We start from the raw sequence: 19,190 nt of genomic DNA on the forward strand, positions 1-19,190 counted from the left end.
ATGGTATGGAAAAAAATCCTTATTACAATATCGAATCATTCTAAGAATCTAAATATCGATGCACTCATTGCTAGTTGTGTCTTATCCATTATCTGTTGACGAAAACGGTGTTAAAATGAAGCCAGAAAACATGGAAAAAGAAAAAATGTATTACTGCCTTCACAACGAGAAGCTGATTCTTGTCTACAAAGATGATCAGGAATTCCTAAACTGTTACGAGATTGAAGAAAAAGATTTGGTTGACTCTGTAAAAACCTGTTCTAATCCTGACGACATTGAAAAAATTATAGAAGGCTATATTCAAAAAGAAAATATCAAACATTAAATAAACACCGAGGAACAGGAACAACCTAAGGCCAAAATAAAATGAGCGAAGACACCCCTACTGAAGCCCAAGAAATATTTATCGAATCGCAAAAACTCAAAGATAACGCTGCGGTAGACGAGGTAAAATCTACGGACGAAGAAGACTCGAGAAAGACACGCGATGTGATTTTTGTTGGAACAAAACCAATAATGACTTATGTCACTGCAACATTGACGCAGCTCTCAAACCAATCGTTTGTGACCATAAAGGCACGGGGACAGAGGATCACACAGGCAGTCGATGTGTCTCAAATGATTGTAAAACGAATGAACACTGTGGGATATAAAATCAAAGATGTCCGTATTTCATCTGATTCACTTTTATCGCAAGATGGAAAAACAAGAAATGTTTCCACAATAGAAATTGATATTACGAAAGAATAGGAACTTTGTCATTCTAATTGGCGTCTCTGTAATTGCAGGACTTGTTTTAATTCAAGCGTTTAACTCGTGCTCATTAAAGCAGCTCTCAATAATTTCCGAAATTGAGGAATACAAGAATCTGTACGATCCTCAACAATGTGTGGTTTTGGTGGATAAAATCATGAACCTGAACAACGAATGCAAAACAGAATTTGACATCCTTGACTGCGGCTAAATTTTTGCTTGTAGGATAAACGTTATGCCGAAATAAATCAAGACGGCGTTAATTCCAATCATGCCTATTTTGTACCTCTTGTTTGAAAGAAACACTTTTCCCCTTGAAGAAAGAAACGAAACTAAAACAAGCCATGCATAATCCATCCAGATGTGCAACGCGAACATTATAAAAATCCCCCATATCGACCACAACAAGAGTGCATCCGAAATAAGCTTAAACCCAATCGTAAACCACCATATGAGAAAAAACGGATTCAGTCCCGTCAGAAGTATGCCTGTAAGAAACGAACCGTATTTTGATTTGTATTGCATGGGATCTTTTCTTAGTATTGATATTATTTGCAATCCAGCAAATCCAAAAATACTCAGTGCTCCCAAAATTCCAATTGAAACCCTGAACTGCGGCATTGCATCAAGTGACAGAATTCCAAGTCCAATTGAGACGACCAGCGGCAATTCTACTAATGTATGCCCGAGTGCTATCCTAAATCCTGCTCTTGCACCCTGCCTTATGCCGTTTGCGATTGTTGCTACAAACAATGGCCCCGGCGACATCACTCCGGACGCTGAAATTATCACTACTGCGATACCGAACTGGAAAAAGTCTTGCATGTGCTAGCCATACATTGATTTTTTAATGGCGCTTGTTTCTTTTTCTCTTTCCCTGATTTCCTTTTCCACCATTTCTGTCTGCTTTTGCATTAATCCAAGATCGCATGAAACCCCTGGCAAAAGTTTTGACATTGCCATACACAGGTTCACACTGGACTTGAAATCCGGACCCGATGCGTCTACGTCTACTAGAATAACTACCACGTTTTGGCCGTTTAACATCCCCTCATTAAGCAATGCTCCTGGAACTCCTGGAATGGTGCCGTTTTGCAATACTGTCATTCCTGCCTGCTTGATCTTTTCTCTTGCCTCGTCGGTACTGCCTGCTGCAATTACCTGATTTGTGTTCTCTGTTGGCATTCTCATTGGTGCGCTGCTGACAATCAGTGAACATTTGTGTTTTTTTGCCCACTTTAACATCAATCTTGCAATCGTTCTGTGGTGTGGCTCGCTGATTGTCAAATACGAAGTAAAAACTCCTACCTTGAGGTCCTTGTTTACAAAAATACGCGTTGCATAGTTAGGTACCCCATCTTTAATTATGGAGACGGTTGGGAAGTCAAACGAATCGATAAATCCGACAAGTTCATACGGCGCTGAATGCATTAGCGATTCACTGGCAATCGCACTTGTGAATCCAATCGAGGGAAATCCATCAATAAGATACCCGCCTTCCAGGTCTATTGGCTTGATCTCCTTGATCCAAAGTCTTGGAAACACAGTAAATGTTCTAAATTAATGCTGATATACTTTTACCGGAATCCTTCGAACTCTAGGTGAATTTTCGGTGGTCAGAAAATCTCCCTTTGCGGCTTTTTTCATATTTTGACAGGTCGAATTCTAATGACTTTGCAGATTCTCCCTTTAGGGTCAGTGTGCTTGGTATCATTACCCTGTCCTGCTCATGCATGCTTACAATGATGCTGTTTCCGCCAAAGCGACTATTTTGCACGTTTGCAGCCAATACTGGGACGCGGTTTTCTAGTGCTCTTACTTGCACATACAGATGCCATGGAACGATTCCCCTTTTGACTATCCTTGAGGGGGAAAACAACACTTGGGCGCCTTTCTTTACCAGAGTTTCCGCCACGTCTGAAAACACCATGTCGTAGCAAATTATTATGCCAAACTTGCAAGCAGTCTTGAACACCTTTGCCTTGGTGCCTGGTCTGACCAGATCTTTCTCATAGTCAAATGGGTGGATCTTTTCCTGCGCTCCGATGATTTCACCAGTCGAGTCTATTATCGGAGCCGAAATCACGTTGCCGTTTTTTCTTTTCTCATAAAACGCGCCTGGAATAACAGTCATGGAGTATTCTTTTGCGATTTTTTTGAATCTTGAAAACTCGGTGTCACAATCGACAATCTTGTTTTCCTTTAGCCACTGTTCTGGGAGGCAGACGATGTCTGTTTCCTGCTTTCCGAGTTTTTCCACCAGTTTGGAAATGATGTCAATTCCACTCTCATTGGAGCCATACGTGCGAGCCTGAACCACGCCTAGTTTTATCAATCGCACTTGTTTCATTCTGGCCTAATTATACATAAATGAACCTCGTTTATGCGATAAAGAGCAATTCCTGCTCCTTGAGCATCAAGATGTAGCAAAATGACACGCAGTGATGCCCTACAACATTTTTCGTATCGTATCAAAAAAATCCGTTTCAAACTAAACAAAACAGCATAATTTAGTCAACTAAACTTGTCAGTATTTGATTAACAAACCAGTTTCTGAAATATACTCATTGGTCCATATCAAAAAGGTTGACATTTTCGGCTTCAAATCGTTCGGGTTCACAAACAGTACTGTAAACTTTGAGCCTGGGCTTGTGTCGATCTCAGGCCCAAACGGATCTGGCAAGAGCAACATACTTGATGCGATAATTTTTGCGCTTGGTGAAAACAGGCCAAAGATAATGAGGGTGGACAAACTCCGATCCCTGATCCATGATATTGAAGGAGCCCGGCGTGGGCCAAAGATGGCGCGGGTAAGCCTCCAGTTTGATAATTCTGACAGAAAGATCCCAGTTGACTCCAACTCTGTTGTCATAACCAGAGAAATGGACGAGCATGGGGAAAATACCTATTATCTAAATCAAAAACAAACAAACCGTAACCAGATCCTTGATCTTTTAGAGGTTGCAAATGCTAGCCTGAATCAGCTTAATGCCGTACAGCAGGGAACAGTTACGCGAATTTCTGAATTTACTGCAGAGGAGAAAAGAACCGTAATTGAAGACCTGATTGGCTTATCATATTTTGATGAAAAAAAGTCCGAGTCCATCAAACAACTTGAGGATGCCGACAGGCGCTTAGAGGTTGCTTTGGCAAGGATGGACGAAATCAAAAAGAGGATTGACGAGCTGGAAGTTGAGAGAAACCTAAAGCTAAGATACGAGCTGATAAACCGTGAGCTTGGACGATTGCATGCGATTTCAGCATCAAACAAAATGAAGGTGATTCAGACTGAGAAGCTGTCAAAAGAACGTAGCATGCACTCCCTCGTATCTGAGACAAAGAAACTTGATGAAGAACGAACTGCAATCAAAAAGGAAATCTCAGAACTAGAGGCTCAAAAGTCCTCGTTTATGGCCGAAGCAAATGCCTACAATCACGCAAAGGCGGCAATTGACTCTGAGCTTAGCGCTGCGATGCAATTGTATGAAAGTGCCAATACTGAAACCCTGACAAAAACACGAAGGATGAATCAAATTCAGATGCGCCTTCCGGAAATTGCAGCTGAATTAGAATCCCTGCATCAGGCAAGGCTTGCAATAGAGTCACAAATCACGGAACAAAAAACATCTCTTGCACAAATTAGGGAGGAGAAGAACCATGTCTACCAGGAAGTAAAATCAATCGAGTCGGAAAGCTCCCAAGTGTACAGGCAGCAAGCACAAGTTGCTGCACAAAGAAAAGAGGTTGACACAAAAATCCAAAACCTCACAACAAAGCTAAACCAAGCTAAAGTGACATTTGGAAAAATAAATTCCGATATTCAAGACATCAAAACAAAGATTGAAGGTAATCGGCAAAGACATACAGACATAATAGAAGAGTCAAAAAAACTTGAATTACTAAAAACGAGATTGGAATCAATTAGGACAAATCACAAGGACACTGTAACTGAATTAAAATCGAGAATCTCTGCTCAAACAGCAAAGCACGCAAGAATCGAAAGCGATATTGATGAAATTTCAACTATTCTTGAGAAGGCAAGCCGGGCGGCAGCACAGTATGATGCAAAAATCAAGGTGGTCAAGGGAATAATGCATGAGGATTATACAATTGCCAACCTCAAAGAACATAGCGCAGAACTTGGAATAGAGGGACTTGTCTATGAAATGATCTCTTGGGACCGACAATACGAACGGGCCGTTCTGGCCGGAGCATCTGATTGGATAAAGTCTTTTGTGGTTAAGGATTTTTCAACACTTTTGAGCCTAGCTGAGGTTGCACGAACAAGAAAACTTCCAAAGCTAAAGATAATACCTCTGGAAGCAATTCCGAATTTCCGTCTGACGCTTCCAAGAGATTCCTCCGTTGTGGGAGTGCTGTCTGATTTTGTAAAATGCGATGAAAAATATGCACCGCTTAAGACATTCTTGTTCGGAAATGTTGTCCTAGTTGACTCTAGGGATGCTGCAATTCGTATATCAAGGTCCGGCTACAAGACTGTGACTCTGGAAGGCGAATTCTTTGAAGCAAAGGCAAGTGCCGTGATCATTGACATCAACTCCAAGATTTCAAAGCTCACGAAAATCATCTCCATGAGCACCTCAGTTGACGGTCTTATCCAATCGATTAATTTGCTCAAAAAATACATTCAAAAGAAAAGATTTTCGCTAAAAAAAGTAGAGGGCATAATACAAAACTATCAGAGCAGGCTATCCATTTCTGAAACCGGGCTCTCAAATGCCGACATGAGCTATTCTGACCTAAAATTCAAGATAACGTCAATTGACAAGATGAAATCTCAGCTTGAGGCAAGAATATCTCAACTTGAGAGGCATGAGGAAAAACTACGCATGGATCTTGCAAAAGAAGAGTCATACCTTGCATCCCTTGAGGAACGAATCTCACTTGTGCATGATAACTATGCTGATGGGGAAAACAATCGTATTGCAAACGAGCTTAACAGACTAAATGAAAAGCGCACCTCTGTCATGGCAAGACAGTCTTCGATAATCAACGAACTTCGGGAAAAAGAATCACAGGTTGCCACCCTGTCTGCGCAAGAACTTGGTGAAAAAACAAAGATGCGAAACCTGCACGAGGAACAGTCATCACTTAATCACGAAAAACACGAAATCGAATCGCGACTAAATGTATTGGTAAAAGAAAAAGAAACTGCAAACGAAAACCTTGTAAAACTAAGGGAGAAAGAACAATCTCTGATCTCGACGTCAGGTACATCCATCTCAAAACTACAGGAATTTGACGAATTGTTGGGCAAGCTAAACGAGCGGGAGAGGTTCTTTATACGTGAAATCAGCTCGCGCGAAAGGCAGTCTGATTCTCTCTCAAGGGACATACGTGATATATCTGAAAATGAGGCAAAAATCCAAAAAATTCTTGAAAAATATGGCTATGAGGAAATTACCGAAACATTTGAAGTTGATCTGATGTTACACTCGCTTGAATCAGAGATGAATTCTCTTGCATCAAAGCTTAATGCAAGTGCACCTGAAACCTATCTTGAGATATCGCACGGATACCGCTCAATGTCTGATAGAAAGAACGAGCTAGAAGAAGAGAGAAATGCCATTGTCAAGTTTATTGAAGAAATCGACAAAGACAAGCGCCAGACATTCCTTGACGCATTTGACAAAGTGGATAAGGAAATCCGCGAGGCGTTTAACACCATGACTGGTGGGCAGGCTTGGCTTGAACTTCAAAATGAGGACGATATTTTCAATTCCGGCATATCGTATTTGATCCAGTTCCCAAACAAACCAAAAAGAGAGTCAACATCAATTTCTGGTGGTGAAAAAACACTTGCCGCAATCGTGTTTGTTTTGGCTCTGCAAAAGCTCAAACCTTCTGTGTTTTACCTGTTTGACGAAGTTGACGCGCACTTGGATGCGCCAAACGCTGAAAAACTGGCCAAAATAATCGAGCAGCGCTCAAACGGAAGCCAGTTCATCATGGTGTCGCTCAAGGACTCCGTGGTGCAAAAAGCCAAACTCATCTACGGAGTTTATCCGAAAAACGGCGTGTCACACGTTGTCACGTACAAGGACAAACGAATACCATCAATTACTAGCTGATCAATACTGCACCTGGCAAAAATACAAAAAATAAGAAAAATGATTCTATTTTAGATCCAGCGGAATTGTAGCCGTTCCCCAAGACTCCTTCACGTTGAAGGTATATTGTTTTGCGGGGTCGTACTTGAATGGTACGTAGCTTCCATATCCTATTGCTGGTCCAAACATGATGTTCATTTCTTTTGACATCCCGGGTCTTAGCACTATTTGGCCGCTTGTGAAATCGTTTGCCGCATATTTGTACGTGGTTTTACCATCTGAAATATCGTAGTTGCATGCTGCTGGTCCCGTGCAATACAACGCAACATTGTCCTTTGATCCTGTATTCTCGACTAGGAACTTTAGATTGAGTATGTGCACGTTGCCGCTTTTTTCTACTTTAGCTCCGGGATAGTAAAATGTCACTGGTCCAACGACATGTTTTTTTGATTTTTGTTTGAAATCATCGGACGACTGTGCTGATCTTAGGGCCTTCTCGCACTCGTACTGCTCTCGCTCCGTTTCTTTTTGTTTACATGCTGATTTTTGTGCTTCAAGTGGATCGATGGCGGGTTTTGCTTGTTGTGCTGTGATGTTTGTTGCATCTGTTTGTGGTTTCTTTGCTGTTGGCTGCTTTGCTGTCTTTTTTATTTTTTCTTGAATGGTTTTCTTTACGCTTTCTTTTTTGTCAGTTGATTTTGCTTTGGTTTTTTCATTACTTGTGTTTTCTCCAAATGCCGAAGTTGCAGCGACGCTAGATAACAATAAAAACGCGGCAGCTATTGCAATTATCTTTATGGCGGCGCTATTTGCCATATTTTGCTGAATTATTGTGCTCATTACCATGTTTTGGGCGATTTGTCATATAAACTAGTGATAAGATTTAATTCTAGTGCCTAAAATGTTTTGATTGCTTTTGGGAGTTCGTTTAGGCTGATATTTCTTAAAATTTTGGCTTCAAATTTTGACTCTTGGTCATTGTTGACTGCCTGGCCTCCGACAAATATTGGGATTTTGGATTTTTCGCGAATTTTTTTAACTAGTCTCTGACCTGGCTTTATGTTATCTGCAAGGGTTATGGAAAGAAATACCATGTCTGGCTTGACCTTTTCAATAAAATTTACAACTGAGTCGTGCGGCTCAGAAGGGGAAATATTGTATATCTTGAATCCCTTGCAGAGCATGTGTGATTCAAGAATGTTTACTCCCAAATTGTGTTGTTCGCCGTCTGGGGTACAAATCACGATTTTCTTTTTTGATGGGCGTGTCATGTTTTTGTCCGAAATGATTTTCACGAGACTATTTGCTACGTTGCTACAAACATGTTCGTCTGCAACGCTGATCTTATTTGATGCCCATTGTTTTCCTACGTCGTACATGACTGGGGTGAGAATTTTTTCATAAAAGCTCGTCGTTCCAGACGACGGCCTGTATCTCTCATAGAGTTTTAGCGCGCCTTCTACATCTCCATTAATAAAAAAGCCAAACAACTGCTCTCTTATTTTTGATAGTGCTTCTTCTTTTTTCTGCCCATCTGCGAATTCATCTGATGCTAAAAACGAAATTATTTTTGGGTCGTTTTGATGCTCTGGTGGGATGTCTTCTTTTGTTACATTTGATGCTTTTCCGAGATACTTGATGGTCTCCTGCCTTGAAGTGTTGTTCTTTGAATCCCAGACACTGCGAACCAAATAGAGATATTTTTCACCCTTTACTGCTTTTGATCGGATGTAAACCATTGAGACACTTGTTTACTCTTAAATTAATAAATAATGCTAATCTTATTCTCTAGTGCTAACTTTGACAAATCACAAATCAGATGATATCGCTAGTCTAATTTAGCAAAACACGCAACTTTTCTGTTGTTCCCGACGTCTTCTAGGTTGGGCTCAATCTTGCACTTTTCAAAGGCATATGGGCATCTTGCTTGAAATCTGCAACCGTGATATGCATCAATATCAAGCGGCTCTCTTACTCTGACTATCTTTTCCTTGTAGATGTTGTTTGGGTCTGGCTCTGATATTGCGTCAAGCAGTGCCTGCGTATACGGGTGTTTGGGATGAAGTAAGATGTCATTGATTGGACCCATCTCGACTATTTTTCCAAGGTATACGATCGCAATGGTGTGACCAAAATATTTGGCAGTTGCCAAATCATGTGTGATGTACACAAAAGAAATGTTGTATTTTTGTCGCAAATTTTCCATCAGTTCAAGAATTTCAGCTCTCACTGACACGTCAAGCATTGATACTGGCTCGTCTGCAATGATCATCTTTGGCTTCATCACGAGCGCCCTTGCAAGCACTACCCTTTGTCTTTGCCCCCCCGATAGCGCCCCTGGATATTTTTCCATGATCTCGTCTGCCGGCTCTAATCTTACTTCGTGTAGTGCCTCTCTGACCAGATCTTCCCGTTGTTTTGCGTTTCCGATTTTGTGAATTTCAATTGGCTCAGAAACTATGTCCTTTACTTTCATTCTTGGGTTTATGGAGTCGTACGGATCCTGGTAGACCATCTGGCAGCCCATTCTGATTCTTTTCAGGGATTCTTTTTTGTCGGAAATTTCGTCTCCGTCGAAGATTATTTTTCCTGCGTCTGAGTCAATTGACTTTAAAATTAGTTTTGCAATGGTTGACTTGCCTGAGCCTGACTCTCCTGCCAAAACAAAGATTTCTCCACGTCTCACCGAAAATGATATCCCGTCAACTGCCTTCACAAGCGAGGATTGCTTCCCTAGCCAGTTTGTCTTGATAAAATATTTCTGCAAATTTTCAATAATTAGAATTTCATCCAATGTATCTGAATTATGTTGTATCCTATATCAAGAATTGGAGATCAATACGCTCGAGCAAATGTGGCACTTGTGACGCTTTTTCCACCACAGTATATGCACTTTCCCTCAGTGTTGCCGCTTTCAAATGGGATTACTCGAATATCTGCCATGGTTTCCTCTTTGATCTTTTCCTCACACCTTGTCTCCCCACACCAATGTGCACTGATGAACGAGCCGTTCTCGACTTCGGATTTGAACTGGTTGTAATCTGTTACTTTTACTGTTCGATCCTCAAGGATCTTCTTTGCCGCCGTAAACATCTCATCTTGAATTTGTTGTAGTATGGACTCGATATCCGATTCTATTTTGTCAAGCGGGAGGTCTGATTTTTGCCTGTTGTGGCGCCTGGCTACTGTAACTTTGCTTTTGTCCAGATCCTTTGGGCCAATCTCAATTCGTAATGGGACTCCTTTTAGTTCCCAGTCGTTGAACTTGAAGCCTGGTGTAAGCTCATCCCTTCTGTCCACATGGGTGCGCAAACCCTTGTCTTGCAGTATTTTTTCAACTTCGTTTGCTTTTACCTGAACTCTGTCTGCATCTTTTTCTGAATAATAAATTGGAACGATGACTATCTGAATCGGCGCCACTCTTGGTGGTAATACAAGTCCCTTGTCGTCGCCATGGACCATTACCATTGCTCCGATCAATCTCCATGACACGCCCCATGATGTTTGCCATGCAAAAGTTTCTACGTTGTTTTTATCTAGGAATTTGACTTCAAATGGTTTTGAAAAGTTCTGCCCAAGAAAATGTGAGGTTCCCATCTGCAATGCCTTGCCGTCTGGCATCATGGATTCGATAGCTGTGGTGTATACTGCCCCAACAAATTTTTCTTTCTCGCTTTTCTTGCCTGTGATTACGGGAATCGCAAGGGTTTGTTCGACTGTATTTTTATAAATCTCTAAAATGTCAAAAACCTCCTTTTCGGCATCTTCTCGTGTTGCGTGCACTGTGTGCCCTTCCTGCCACAAAAATTCAGACGTCCTAAGAAATGGTTTTGTTGCCTTGATTTCTGCACGTAATGCCGTGTTCCAAAAATTAATCTTCAGGGGCAAGTCCCTCCAGCTGTGAATCCATTTGGCATACATTGAATATGCAAGCGTCTCAGACGTGGGGCGTAGAGCTAATCTGTCGCCAATTTCGGTGTCTCCTGAATGTGTTACCCAAAAAACTTCCGGATTGAATCCTGCAAAGTGGTCTTTTTCTTTTGTAAGCAATGATTCTGGAATCAGGACTGGCAGAAAGCCGTTTCTGTGTCCTGTTTTTTTGAGTTTCTCATCAAGCGTTTCCCTGATTGACTCCCAAATTGCGTATCCGTCAGGTCGCAGAACAATGAGGCCCTTTACTGGGGCATAGTCTGCGAGCTGCGCCTTTAGGACAACTTGGGTGTACCATTCACTAAAATCCGCATTTTTTGAAACTGTAATTCCAACACTTTCTTTACTCAATGTATATGTGACAAAAATTTTGACTAATGAGCTTTTCTTAGTATGGGGGATTTGGCACAATTGATAATCGATACTTGTGGCGTTTTGAATAAATTCAATCTGGGATGTAACTTACTCTTCTTAAAATTTTGAATCTAGGTCGTATCTATTTTTTAAGAGAATCCCCTTTGCAAAGCACTTTTCCCATTACTCTGCTTTGGAAATTGGGGCACACAAAACACTGGACAAATTGGATGTCTTGTTTTAAAACGGGGCAATCGACATACTCTTGCTTCATTTTCTTTAGCATTTTTGGGCTAACGCCTTTGAGTTTGAGTTTTCCCTTGTCGTCCATCATCCCTGACGCTTTTAATTCGTCTTTGACCTCGTCTGGAAGTTTTTGCAGTTTTTCTGATGTCTTTACTTCGACTTCGTACTTGTGCTCAAGCTCGCCCATGTTTTGACAATTTTCCTACCGTGATTTATTACTATGGGTATGCGATCTAAAAACGAACTTCAACTTTTATATTGATAGATTTTTTCCAAAAATTGGAAACAATTGCTTGCAATTTTTGATGTGGAAGGAGTCCTCTTTGATGCAGAATATCTGCCGATTCTCGCGGAAAAGGTAAACAAAGAAAAAGAAATCTGGGAAATCACAAGAAAGGGAATTCAAGGACTGATAAACTGGGAAGATGGACTTAGAACACGTGTCCACGCTTTACGGGGATTAAGCTATGATACTTGTAAACAGGTAGCCGATGATCTGCCGATAATGACTGGCGCAAAGGAAACATGCCGCGTACTAAAGGCCGCCGGCTGGAAACTGCTTGCCGTCTCTGGAGGATTTACAATTATGACTGATAGGCTAAAAGAAGAACTGGGTCTTGACTATGTGTATTCTAACGAACTTGTCTTCAAGGACGGAAAACTCGATGACGTGCAAATCCACGTCACGTCAGACAAGGCAAAATCTGCACGAGTAAAAATAGCAGAATGGCAGGAAAGTAAGGAAGACATCATAGTTACAGTTGACGGCGCAAACGACCTGACTCTTTTTGACATCTGTGGACTCGGAATTGCATTTAGGGCTCAAGATGTCGTAAAGGAAAGGGCAAATGTGATAATTGAAGAAAAAAATCTCTCAAACCTCATTGGCATAATAAACAAACACTACAAGACGAACCTACAGCTTCAAACTGTTGCCTAGATCTTACTAGATTTTAATAAAAGGCGATCCGCATAACACTGATGTCACTTGAAATAATTCCAGTTATCACAAATAAGGAAATTAAGAAAGGCGACGATCTGGTAAAAATTTTCACGTCATCCTACAAGGGCTTGTCAGATGGTGACGTTATCGTGGTGTCGCAAAAAGTGGTATCAAAACAAGAAGGGCAATTAGTTGAATTGTCCGGCGTAATCCCGTCTCTTCTTGCCGTTGGGATTGCAGCCGAGTATGAGAAGGATCCAAGGCTGATCGAAGTTATCCTCCACGAAACAAAAAGACTAGTTCGGATGGAAAACCGTATACTGATCACAGAAACAAGGCACGGCTTTATCTGTGCAAATGCCGGGGTTGATGAAAGTAATCTTCCGCAGGGATTTGCAGCAATGCTTCCTGAAAACCCCGACAAGTCTGCATCCGACTTGCGCGTTAAACTGCAAGATGCAACTGGAAAAAAAATTGCGGTTTTGATAGCTGACACATTTGGCAGGCCGTTCCGTGAAGGCCAAACAAACTGCGCAATCGGCGTATCTGGAATGAGACCGATTCATGATTATGCAGGAACAAAGGACACGTTTGGGAGGGTGTTGCGTATCACTGCCATTGCAGAAGCGGATGAACTCTGCAGTGCGGCAGAACTTGTAATGAAGAAGACTAAGAATTGTCCATTTGTAATAGTTCGAAACTTTGATTTTAGCCCGTCTGACGATACGGTAAGGCCGTTAATTAGATCAGAAAAGACTGATCTCTTCAGGTAACATAGAAAAAGGATTATAATAATAACAAAAAAAATTTCCAATTGATTGAACTATCTAAAGACTGAACTGCACTGTCATAACAATTTCTCAAACTTTCATGTGGGCGAAGACGAGGCACCATATGACTGTGACATAACAATATCTGAGCAGCTAGAAAGATCGCATGCCCTTGGGCTTGATGCGCTTTTTGTAACAAACCACAACACTTTGAATGGCTATAGGCAAATTCTCGAATACAAAAATAACCATGCAAAATACAAAAAGATCCAAATTTTGCCAGCAGAAGAAATCACGACTGACACCGGTGCACATGTGATAGCATATGGGATCTCAAGGGAAATCAGGGCAGGCCTTACGTTAGAAGAGATAATCGATGAAATCAGCAAACAAGACGCGGTGTCTTGTGCCCCGCACCCGTTTAGCCTGCTTGATGCTCTGAGAGAAAAGGCAAAGATGTGTGATCTAGTTGAGATTTTCAATAGCAATAACGTTGACGTGATATCAAATGCACGAGCAACCAAGTTTTCGCTTGACAATAACAAAATTGGCATCTCTGGAAGTGACTCGCACGTTCTTTCGACACTTGGAAGATGTGTAAATCTCGTCGAATCCGAAAACACGCTAGATGATGTACTGTATGCGATGAGGCATGGAAGAATAACCATACAGAACACCGGCTATGCGCACGAAAAGGAAACACTAGAGCACATCAAGTACAAGATCAACAATTCAAAGGACTATCTTGCAGAATACATTCGAGAACATTATCCAAATTCACAATGGATGTTTTCATTGTTGCTCAAAATGTATTCCCTGAATCAAAACAGCTATCTCTGGTCGCTAATATACAAACTGTCTGTGTATCTGATGAAGCGAATATCAAAGAAAATCAATCTGCTTGATTATGATGCGTCTCCATTAAAGAATAGAAATATTGCCGATATGCTAAGGATGGCAATCTGACTGTCTACACAACAACCTGATCTGGAATGCGTCTTCGTCATGCAATGCCAACTGTTTTAAAAACTTAATCTAAGCTAATTCTGTTAATGTTTCGTTACTACATAAAATAGATTTTAATATGACAAACAAGCCTTTGACAAATATCGATGAGTGCAACGACTAAAAAACTAGATGCGCGTGGATTGTTCTGCCCGGAACCTGTATTTAGAACAAAGATTGAGGTTGAGAAAATGCAAGTAGGTGAAACACTGACTGTTCTTGCAGATGATCCAAACGCTGAGGAAGACATATCACGGTGGGTCAAGCGAACCGGACACGAACTCCTGTCTCTTCAAAAAAGAGATACCGAATTAGAATTTTCAATTAAAAAGGTGAAATAGTTAGTGGCAACCAAAGTTCTGACTGATGCAGACATCCTAAACAGAATTGGGAATACTCCGCTTGTAAAGCTAGAATCGTTATCAACTGGCAAAGTAAATTATTATGCAAAACTGGAAAGCCACAATCCGTTTGGCTCCGTAAAGGATAGGGCGGCATATTGGATGATTAAGGATGCCGAAGAAAAAGGCAGGCTAAAACGAGGCGAGACAATAATCATAGAGCCAACATCTGGAAACACGGGCATAGCCCTTACTGGAATTGCAAGCATCCTTGGATACAAAGTTGAAATAGTTATTCCAGAAAAAGCAAGCGAAGAAACAAAAAAGATAATCTCAGACCTTGGTGCCACAATCCACCAAACAAGTGATGATCTGTGTCCAAAGGTCGGCGCTGGAACTGATCAAAGCATTGCACTCGCTACGTCAATTGCATCCTCACGACCTGACAAGTATTTCTCACCAAACCAGTATTCAAATGAGGCAAATTACATGGGCCATTACAAGGGAACAGGACCCGAAATCTGGAAGCAGACGGAAGGGCGGATAACTCATTTTTTCACAGGAGTCGGGACGGGAGGGACCGTCACTGGAATATCCGCTTTTCTCAAAGAGCAAAACCCCAAAGTTAAAACAATAGCGGTTCAACCACAACAAAACCACCTGATTCAGGGATTGCGCAACTTTGAAGAGTCTGCAAAGCCTGATCTGTTCCTAAGGCGAGAAAACGTTGTTGATGATTGGATAACAATAACAAACGAACAAGCATTTGCAGCTGTCAAAGAAATATTCCAAAAAGAAAGACTGCTTGTTAGCCCATCGTCCGCCGCGGTTTATGCTGGAATGAAGAACTATCCTATCGACGAAGGACACGTGGTTGGAATTTTTGCAGATGATGGAAGAAAATTCAAGAGCCTATATGCACAACAAAAGATTTTCACAGAAGGTGATTTCGATCTTGCCCTTAAGGAAGCAAAGCATCTTTCAAATATTGTCTATCTGTAACCTACGCCTGAATTTTACCTATCATTGTGTTTAGTGAAAATGGTTTTTCAAGAATTTCGACAGATTCTGGTACTGTTCCTGGTGCTTTAAGCAGGGAATTGATGTCGTAGGCAGAGGCAAAAATGATTCTCTGATTTGGCCTTTTGTCTAGAATTTCCTTCGCCACTTCAACTCCGCTTTTTTTAGGCATGTTGTTGTCTAGCAAGACCACGTCAAAGGGGTTTTTGTCTAGCGATTCAAATTCTGTTTTTGCAAGTTCCTGCGTATATTTTTCCAGACACTCTTGGCCGTCTCTTGCAACAGTTACACTGTGGCCGTTTTTTTCAAGTATTTTTGTGTACTGGGTAATAGTAAACGCATTGTCTTCTGCAACCAATATGTTTAGAGTCATTTTTAATTTTTCATTCGCGGATTCATACATTAAGTTGAGTCTGTCTAAACTAGACGAACAATGCATTAATTGGTCAACGGATTGATGGTTTTTCTCTGTGCTAGCGGTATTGAAAACTCAAATGTTGCTCCACCATCTTTGTTGTTTCGTGCAGTGATTCTGCCCCCATGCGCGGAAATTATTCCCTTGCACAAAAATAGCCCAAGGCCGTTGCCTCCCTGATTTTCGCTCTCATGACCCTTTGTCACAAACTTGCCAAAAATATTTGGCAAAACCTCCTCTGGTATGCCAAGGCCAGTATCGCTTACCGTGATAAGAAATTCGTTTGAACTCTTGCTAATCTCAGTCTTTATTCTAATTGTACCGTTTTCCGTAAATTTGATTGAATTGTTGATGATATTTCGAAGTACTTGTTCAATTCGTGTCCTGTCCAGTGTTATTTCGATATCGCCGTCTAGCTCTTCTACAATTCTGACGTTTTTGTTTAGTCCCGTCTTTAACATCCTAGTTGTCTCTAAAATTAATTCGTTAATCCTGCATTTTTCTTGATATAATGTTAGACGATTACTTTCAATCCTAGTTACGTCAAGCACATCGTTTGCCAGGTTTTGTAGTTTTTTTGCAAGTGTCGTTACTCCGTCCCACGCCTCTTTCTGGTCGATGTCTCCTGACTGTGCAAGCTCTGCAAAGCCGAAGATTGGCTGAATGGGGCTTTTTAGTTCGTGAGACGCTATGCTTATGAAATCGTCTTTTAACTTGTCAAGATCACGAAGTTTTTTGTTTGCCTCCTGTAATTCTATGGTTTTTGATTCTATCTCTTTTTTTAGCTCAGCATTATTTTCATGCATGAAATGTCTAAGTGAAATTGCAATTATCCCTACAACTATCATGATTCCGATTTGTACTATGAGCCATCCGCGTTCATGACCCTCGATTGCATTAATCGATTGCTCGTTGAGTTTTTTAATCTCATTTGACGTGTTGTCTATTTTCTCCTTGAACTGGGTTTCCTTTAATGCAATTTGTTTTAGTAGAAAATCACTTTGAGTGGAACTTAGCGAATCCTTTGCCATGTATTCAAACTCATTATGTGTTTGCTCAACGTCTAAGAACATTTTGTGAATCTGTTTAAAGTCATTGCCGTCTGCATCTGTCGGTGCCATATTGTATCCTGTCTCAGCTAGCTTTTTTCCTTGTGCTATGTTTGATTTTATGATGGTGTTGCTTGACCAAAATTCTTCTTTTGCAATGTCAGAATCCGTCTCTGATAGCTGTCCAGTTTTGATCTTTTCAAAATTTGCAACCTGATTTGCTTGGTGGTACTTGATTTCGCCAAGAGTGTTTTGTAATGGCTCATATTCTTGTGATATGTTTATGATTTCATTACTGACTTTGGACATTTGATACGTGCCAAACAGGATGGTAATTCCTAACAGTAGGATGATTATTCCGACCATGCCGCTGATCTTAAAGCTAGTCTTTCCGGCAAACATGCTATCGCCCTGAAAAACTGTTCATGCTTTTAGTTATTTTCTGGATTCTTTCTGTGAATGTTTGTTCGAGCTGAACAGACTTACTATGCTTTGTTTTCAGTTAGGTATCTGTCAACATCAATTGCGGCCATGCATCCGTAGCCTGCCGCCGTAATTGCTTGTCTGTACCTGTGATCGTGGACGTCTCCTGCAGCAAACACTCCTTCAACGTTTGTCTTGGTGTGGTCTTTTAGAACGATGTATCCTTGGGAATCAAGATCTACCTGGTTTTCAAAAATCTTGGTGTTTGGAGTGTGACCTATTGCGACAAATATGCCGCCAGCTGTTAGCGTTGTAATCTCTCCAGTCTTTATGTTTTTTAATATCGCCTTTTGGACTTTTTGATCTCCTTGTATGTCTGTGATTTCGCTGTTCCAATGGAACTGTATCTTTGGGTTGGCCATGGCTCTTTCTTGCATTACCTTGCTTGCTCTGAGCTGATCCCTTCTGTGTATCATGTGGACCCTGCTGCCAAATTTTGTCAAAAACATGCCCTCCTCAATAGCGGAATCTCCTCCACCGACTACCACTATTTCCTGATTTCTAAAAAATGGCCCATCACACGTGGCGCAATACGATACCCCCTTACCCCCAAAGGTGGTCTCTCCAGGCAATCCCAATTTTTTTGGCGACGCACCGGTTGCAATAATTACTGCCCTGCACTCGTATTCCTCTGATGCGGTCAATATCTTAAACGGTTTGTGTCTAAAGTCTACGTCGATAACCTCGTCATCGATTATCGCAGTTCCCATTCTTTCTGTTTGTTTTCTCATCGTTATCATAAGATCAGGGCCCATTATGCCGTCTGCGAACCCTGGATAGTTCTCAACATCTGTCGTGTTCATTAGCTGGCCGCCGGGCAAAATTCCTGATATTATCAAAGTATCGTATCGTGCACGAGAGCAGTAAATTCCAGCCGTGTATCCTGCAGGGCCTGCGCCGATTATGATCACGTCGTACTTTGTTTTCTTTTTTTCTGGCTTACTTGGACTGTCTCTTTCAATTAATACTGAGGAGCCAGCATCTGACATCATGAATATGAGTAAAAAATATCAACAATTTAAGTCATTCAAGGTGCGACGTCCAATTTTTTAGAATATCCGAATGTTTGCTGCAGAGTTTTCCAAATTCAATCTGTGAATACAAAAGATCACGCTGCCAATGAGCATTGTTTAATCTACAGTCTAAAAGATCACAAAACGATTCGCCCGTGATGTAATAGAATAATGCCTGTAGGCAGTACCCCTCAACTATTTTTCCAAGCCGCGAGTCATGATATTCCAAATACGTGCCTTGGTGCTTTTTTTTAATGGATTCGATGTTTAGGCCTTGTCCGTAATTTGTCATCAAATCCATATAGTATTGGCGCGGTTTTGCGGGCGCCTCGATTATCCCAGTAGTTGAAATGATGGATGGGTTTGCGCCAATTAGCGCTCTCCCATGGTATCTGTAATCGCCGGAATCAAAAGTACAGGTAAGCTTGTTTGTGAAAATAAAATGAAAGTCTTCCGTGGTTAACTCGTCACTTGGTATCAAACTTGAGACTATTCTCTGAAATTCAAACCCGTCATAAAGCACGATGTTTTCAACCTTGGACGTGTTCTGGAACGTCTGTTTTTCAAATTCCACCTCTTCATTGGCAGGTATATGCCTTTGAAACGGTTGGCGCACGTTGAAAATTCTGGATGATGCAAGATCATATGCCGTTGCCTCTGTTGCGCTTTTGAAAATATTTTCTCGCCTTACCGTCTTGACGTGAAAAGTTTTTTGTAAAAAATCTGCCAGGTTGCTGATGGCTATTTCTGGGACGGAAGGTTCGTCGTATAGAAAAAGTCTAGATATTCTCACGTGA

The 19,190-nt window shown here is 41.2% G+C and carries 21 protein-coding genes; 9 read left to right on the forward strand and 12 right to left on the reverse strand.

Annotated elements, in window-relative coordinates:
• Positions 1 to 76: 76 nt before the first annotated feature.
• From NKMY2_RS05765 to NKMY2_RS05775, 3 genes are all read left to right on the forward strand, one after another.
• On the forward strand, positions 77 to 325 hold the full coding sequence (locus NKMY2_RS05765; RefSeq protein ID WP_042685950.1) for a hypothetical protein: 249 nt from the start codon (positions 77 to 79) through the stop codon (positions 323 to 325).
• A gap of 164 nt (positions 326 to 489) precedes the next feature.
• Positions 490 to 750, forward strand: a complete 261-nt coding sequence (locus NKMY2_RS05770; protein ID WP_338140611.1) for a DNA-binding protein — start codon at positions 490 to 492, stop codon at positions 748 to 750.
• Positions 731 to 964 carry a hypothetical protein gene (locus NKMY2_RS05775; protein ID WP_042685766.1) on the forward strand — a complete coding sequence of 78 codons (234 nt, stop codon included), beginning with the start codon at positions 731 to 733 and terminating at the stop codon, positions 962 to 964. Before NKMY2_RS05770 ends, NKMY2_RS05775 begins: the two co-directional genes overlap by 20 nt.
• On the opposite strand, the gene NKMY2_RS05780 is transcribed toward NKMY2_RS05775, so the two are convergent.
• The 3 genes from NKMY2_RS05780 to NKMY2_RS05790 are packed head-to-tail and all read right to left on the reverse strand — an operon-like array spanning position 961 to position 3,088.
• Entirely contained in the window at positions 961 to 1,578 is a 618-nt protein-coding gene (locus NKMY2_RS05780; RefSeq protein ID WP_042685770.1) for a LysE family transporter, read from the reverse strand. The genes NKMY2_RS05775 and NKMY2_RS05780 overlap by 4 nt on opposite strands.
• A 3-nt stretch (positions 1,579 to 1,581) precedes the next feature.
• Entirely contained in the window at positions 1,582 to 2,298 is a 717-nt protein-coding gene (locus NKMY2_RS05785; protein WP_042685775.1) for a proteasome assembly chaperone family protein, read from the reverse strand.
• Positions 2,299 to 2,350: 52 nt separating this feature from the next.
• The gene (locus tag NKMY2_RS05790; protein ID WP_042685953.1) at positions 2,351 to 3,088 is read right to left on the reverse strand and encodes a carbon-nitrogen hydrolase family protein; all 738 of its coding nucleotides are present in this window, start codon (positions 3,086 to 3,088) and stop codon (positions 2,351 to 2,353) included.
• Between the two features lie 232 nt (positions 3,089 to 3,320).
• Here NKMY2_RS05790 and NKMY2_RS05795 point away from each other — a divergent pair, with 232 nt between their 5' ends.
• Entirely contained in the window at positions 3,321 to 6,845 is a 3,525-nt protein-coding gene (locus tag NKMY2_RS05795) for a chromosome segregation SMC family protein (RefSeq protein ID WP_042685956.1), read from the forward strand.
• 45 nt (positions 6,846 to 6,890) lie between these two features.
• On the opposite strand, the gene NKMY2_RS10265 is transcribed toward NKMY2_RS05795, so the two are convergent.
• The 5 genes from NKMY2_RS10265 to NKMY2_RS05820 all read right to left on the reverse strand — a co-directional run bounded on the left by NKMY2_RS10265 (position 6,891) and on the right by NKMY2_RS05820 (position 11,541).
• Entirely contained in the window at positions 6,891 to 7,664 is a 774-nt protein-coding gene (locus NKMY2_RS10265; protein WP_157832464.1) for a hypothetical protein, read from the reverse strand.
• A 56-nt stretch (positions 7,665 to 7,720) separates the two neighbouring features.
• Positions 7,721 to 8,563 carry a cobalamin B12-binding domain-containing protein gene (locus tag NKMY2_RS05805; protein ID WP_042685778.1) on the reverse strand — a complete coding sequence of 281 codons (843 nt, stop codon included), beginning with the start codon at positions 8,561 to 8,563 and terminating at the stop codon, positions 7,721 to 7,723.
• 89 nt (positions 8,564 to 8,652) lie between these two features.
• The gene (locus NKMY2_RS05810; protein ID WP_042685781.1) at positions 8,653 to 9,618 is read right to left on the reverse strand and encodes an oligopeptide/dipeptide ABC transporter ATP-binding protein; all 966 of its coding nucleotides are present in this window, start codon (positions 9,616 to 9,618) and stop codon (positions 8,653 to 8,655) included.
• Positions 9,619 to 9,659: 41 nt separating this feature from the next.
• Entirely contained in the window at positions 9,660 to 11,105 is a 1,446-nt protein-coding gene (gene proS / locus NKMY2_RS05815; protein ID WP_042685782.1) for a proline--tRNA ligase, read from the reverse strand.
• Between the two features lie 145 nt (positions 11,106 to 11,250).
• Complete coding sequence (locus NKMY2_RS05820) at positions 11,251 to 11,541, reverse strand: hypothetical protein (RefSeq protein ID WP_042685784.1); 291 nt, start codon at positions 11,539 to 11,541, stop codon at positions 11,251 to 11,253.
• A gap of 102 nt (positions 11,542 to 11,643) precedes the next feature.
• Here NKMY2_RS05820 and serB point away from each other — a divergent pair, with 102 nt between their 5' ends.
• The 5 genes from serB (at position 11,644) to NKMY2_RS05845 (ending at position 15,415) form a co-directional block, all read left to right on the forward strand.
• Entirely contained in the window at positions 11,644 to 12,294 is a 651-nt protein-coding gene (gene serB, locus NKMY2_RS05825) for a phosphoserine phosphatase SerB (RefSeq protein ID WP_042685786.1), read from the forward strand.
• Between the two features lie 41 nt (positions 12,295 to 12,335).
• The gene (gene cofE / locus NKMY2_RS05830; protein ID WP_042685789.1) at positions 12,336 to 13,070 is read left to right on the forward strand and encodes a coenzyme F420-0:L-glutamate ligase; all 735 of its coding nucleotides are present in this window, start codon (positions 12,336 to 12,338) and stop codon (positions 13,068 to 13,070) included.
• A gap of 45 nt (positions 13,071 to 13,115) precedes the next feature.
• On the forward strand, positions 13,116 to 14,033 hold the full coding sequence (locus NKMY2_RS05835) for a PHP-associated domain-containing protein (protein ID WP_042685791.1): 918 nt from the start codon (positions 13,116 to 13,118) through the stop codon (positions 14,031 to 14,033).
• Positions 14,034 to 14,179: 146 nt separating this feature from the next.
• The gene (locus NKMY2_RS05840; RefSeq protein WP_042685793.1) at positions 14,180 to 14,413 is read left to right on the forward strand and encodes a sulfurtransferase TusA family protein; all 234 of its coding nucleotides are present in this window, start codon (positions 14,180 to 14,182) and stop codon (positions 14,411 to 14,413) included.
• Positions 14,414 to 14,416: 3 nt separating this feature from the next.
• Positions 14,417 to 15,415, forward strand: coding sequence for a PLP-dependent cysteine synthase family protein (locus tag NKMY2_RS05845; protein ID WP_042685795.1), 999 nt, complete (start codon positions 14,417 to 14,419; stop codon positions 15,413 to 15,415).
• 1 nt (position 15,416) lies between these two features.
• On the opposite strand, the gene NKMY2_RS05850 is transcribed toward NKMY2_RS05845, so the two are convergent.
• The 4 genes from NKMY2_RS05850 to NKMY2_RS05865 form a co-directional block, all read right to left on the reverse strand.
• Complete coding sequence (locus NKMY2_RS05850; protein ID WP_042685964.1) at positions 15,417 to 15,806, reverse strand: response regulator; 390 nt, start codon at positions 15,804 to 15,806, stop codon at positions 15,417 to 15,419.
• A 65-nt stretch (positions 15,807 to 15,871) separates the two neighbouring features.
• Entirely contained in the window at positions 15,872 to 17,299 is a 1,428-nt protein-coding gene (locus NKMY2_RS10270; protein WP_052347545.1) for a sensor histidine kinase, read from the reverse strand.
• Positions 17,300 to 17,382: 83 nt separating this feature from the next.
• Positions 17,383 to 18,372 carry a thioredoxin-disulfide reductase gene (gene trxB, locus NKMY2_RS05860; RefSeq protein ID WP_042685796.1) on the reverse strand — a complete coding sequence of 330 codons (990 nt, stop codon included), beginning with the start codon at positions 18,370 to 18,372 and terminating at the stop codon, positions 17,383 to 17,385.
• Between the two features lie 31 nt (positions 18,373 to 18,403).
• Entirely contained in the window at positions 18,404 to 19,186 is a 783-nt protein-coding gene (locus NKMY2_RS05865; protein ID WP_042685799.1) for a DUF6775 family putative metallopeptidase, read from the reverse strand.
• Positions 19,187 to 19,190 lie beyond the last annotated feature (4 nt).

The organism is Candidatus Nitrosotenuis chungbukensis, from assembly GCF_000685395.1.
GTDB lineage: Archaea > Thermoproteota > Nitrososphaeria > Nitrososphaerales > Nitrosopumilaceae > Nitrosotenuis > Nitrosotenuis chungbukensis.

Coding starts and splice junctions, on each gene's coding strand:
- NKMY2_RS05805 (WP_042685778.1), bottom strand. CDS start 8,563: ATGGTTTACATCCGATCAAAAGCAGTAAAGGGTGAAAAATATCTCTAT.
- NKMY2_RS05850 (WP_042685964.1), bottom strand. CDS start 15,806: ATGACTCTAAACATATTGGTTGCAGAAGACAATGCGTTTACTATTACC.
- NKMY2_RS10265 (WP_157832464.1), bottom strand. CDS start 7,664: ATGAGCACAATAATTCAGCAAAATATGGCAAATAGCGCCGCCATAAAG.
- cofE (WP_042685789.1), top strand. CDS start 12,336: ATGTCACTTGAAATAATTCCAGTTATCACAAATAAGGAAATTAAGAAA.
- trxB (WP_042685796.1), bottom strand. CDS start 18,372: ATGATGTCAGATGCTGGCTCCTCAGTATTAATTGAAAGAGACAGTCCA.
- NKMY2_RS05820 (WP_042685784.1), bottom strand. CDS start 11,541: ATGGGCGAGCTTGAGCACAAGTACGAAGTCGAAGTAAAGACATCAGAA.
- NKMY2_RS10270 (WP_052347545.1), bottom strand. CDS start 17,299: ATGTTTGCCGGAAAGACTAGCTTTAAGATCAGCGGCATGGTCGGAATA.
- NKMY2_RS05840 (WP_042685793.1), top strand. CDS start 14,180: ATGAGTGCAACGACTAAAAAACTAGATGCGCGTGGATTGTTCTGCCCG.
- NKMY2_RS05780 (WP_042685770.1), bottom strand. CDS start 1,578: ATGCAAGACTTTTTCCAGTTCGGTATCGCAGTAGTGATAATTTCAGCG.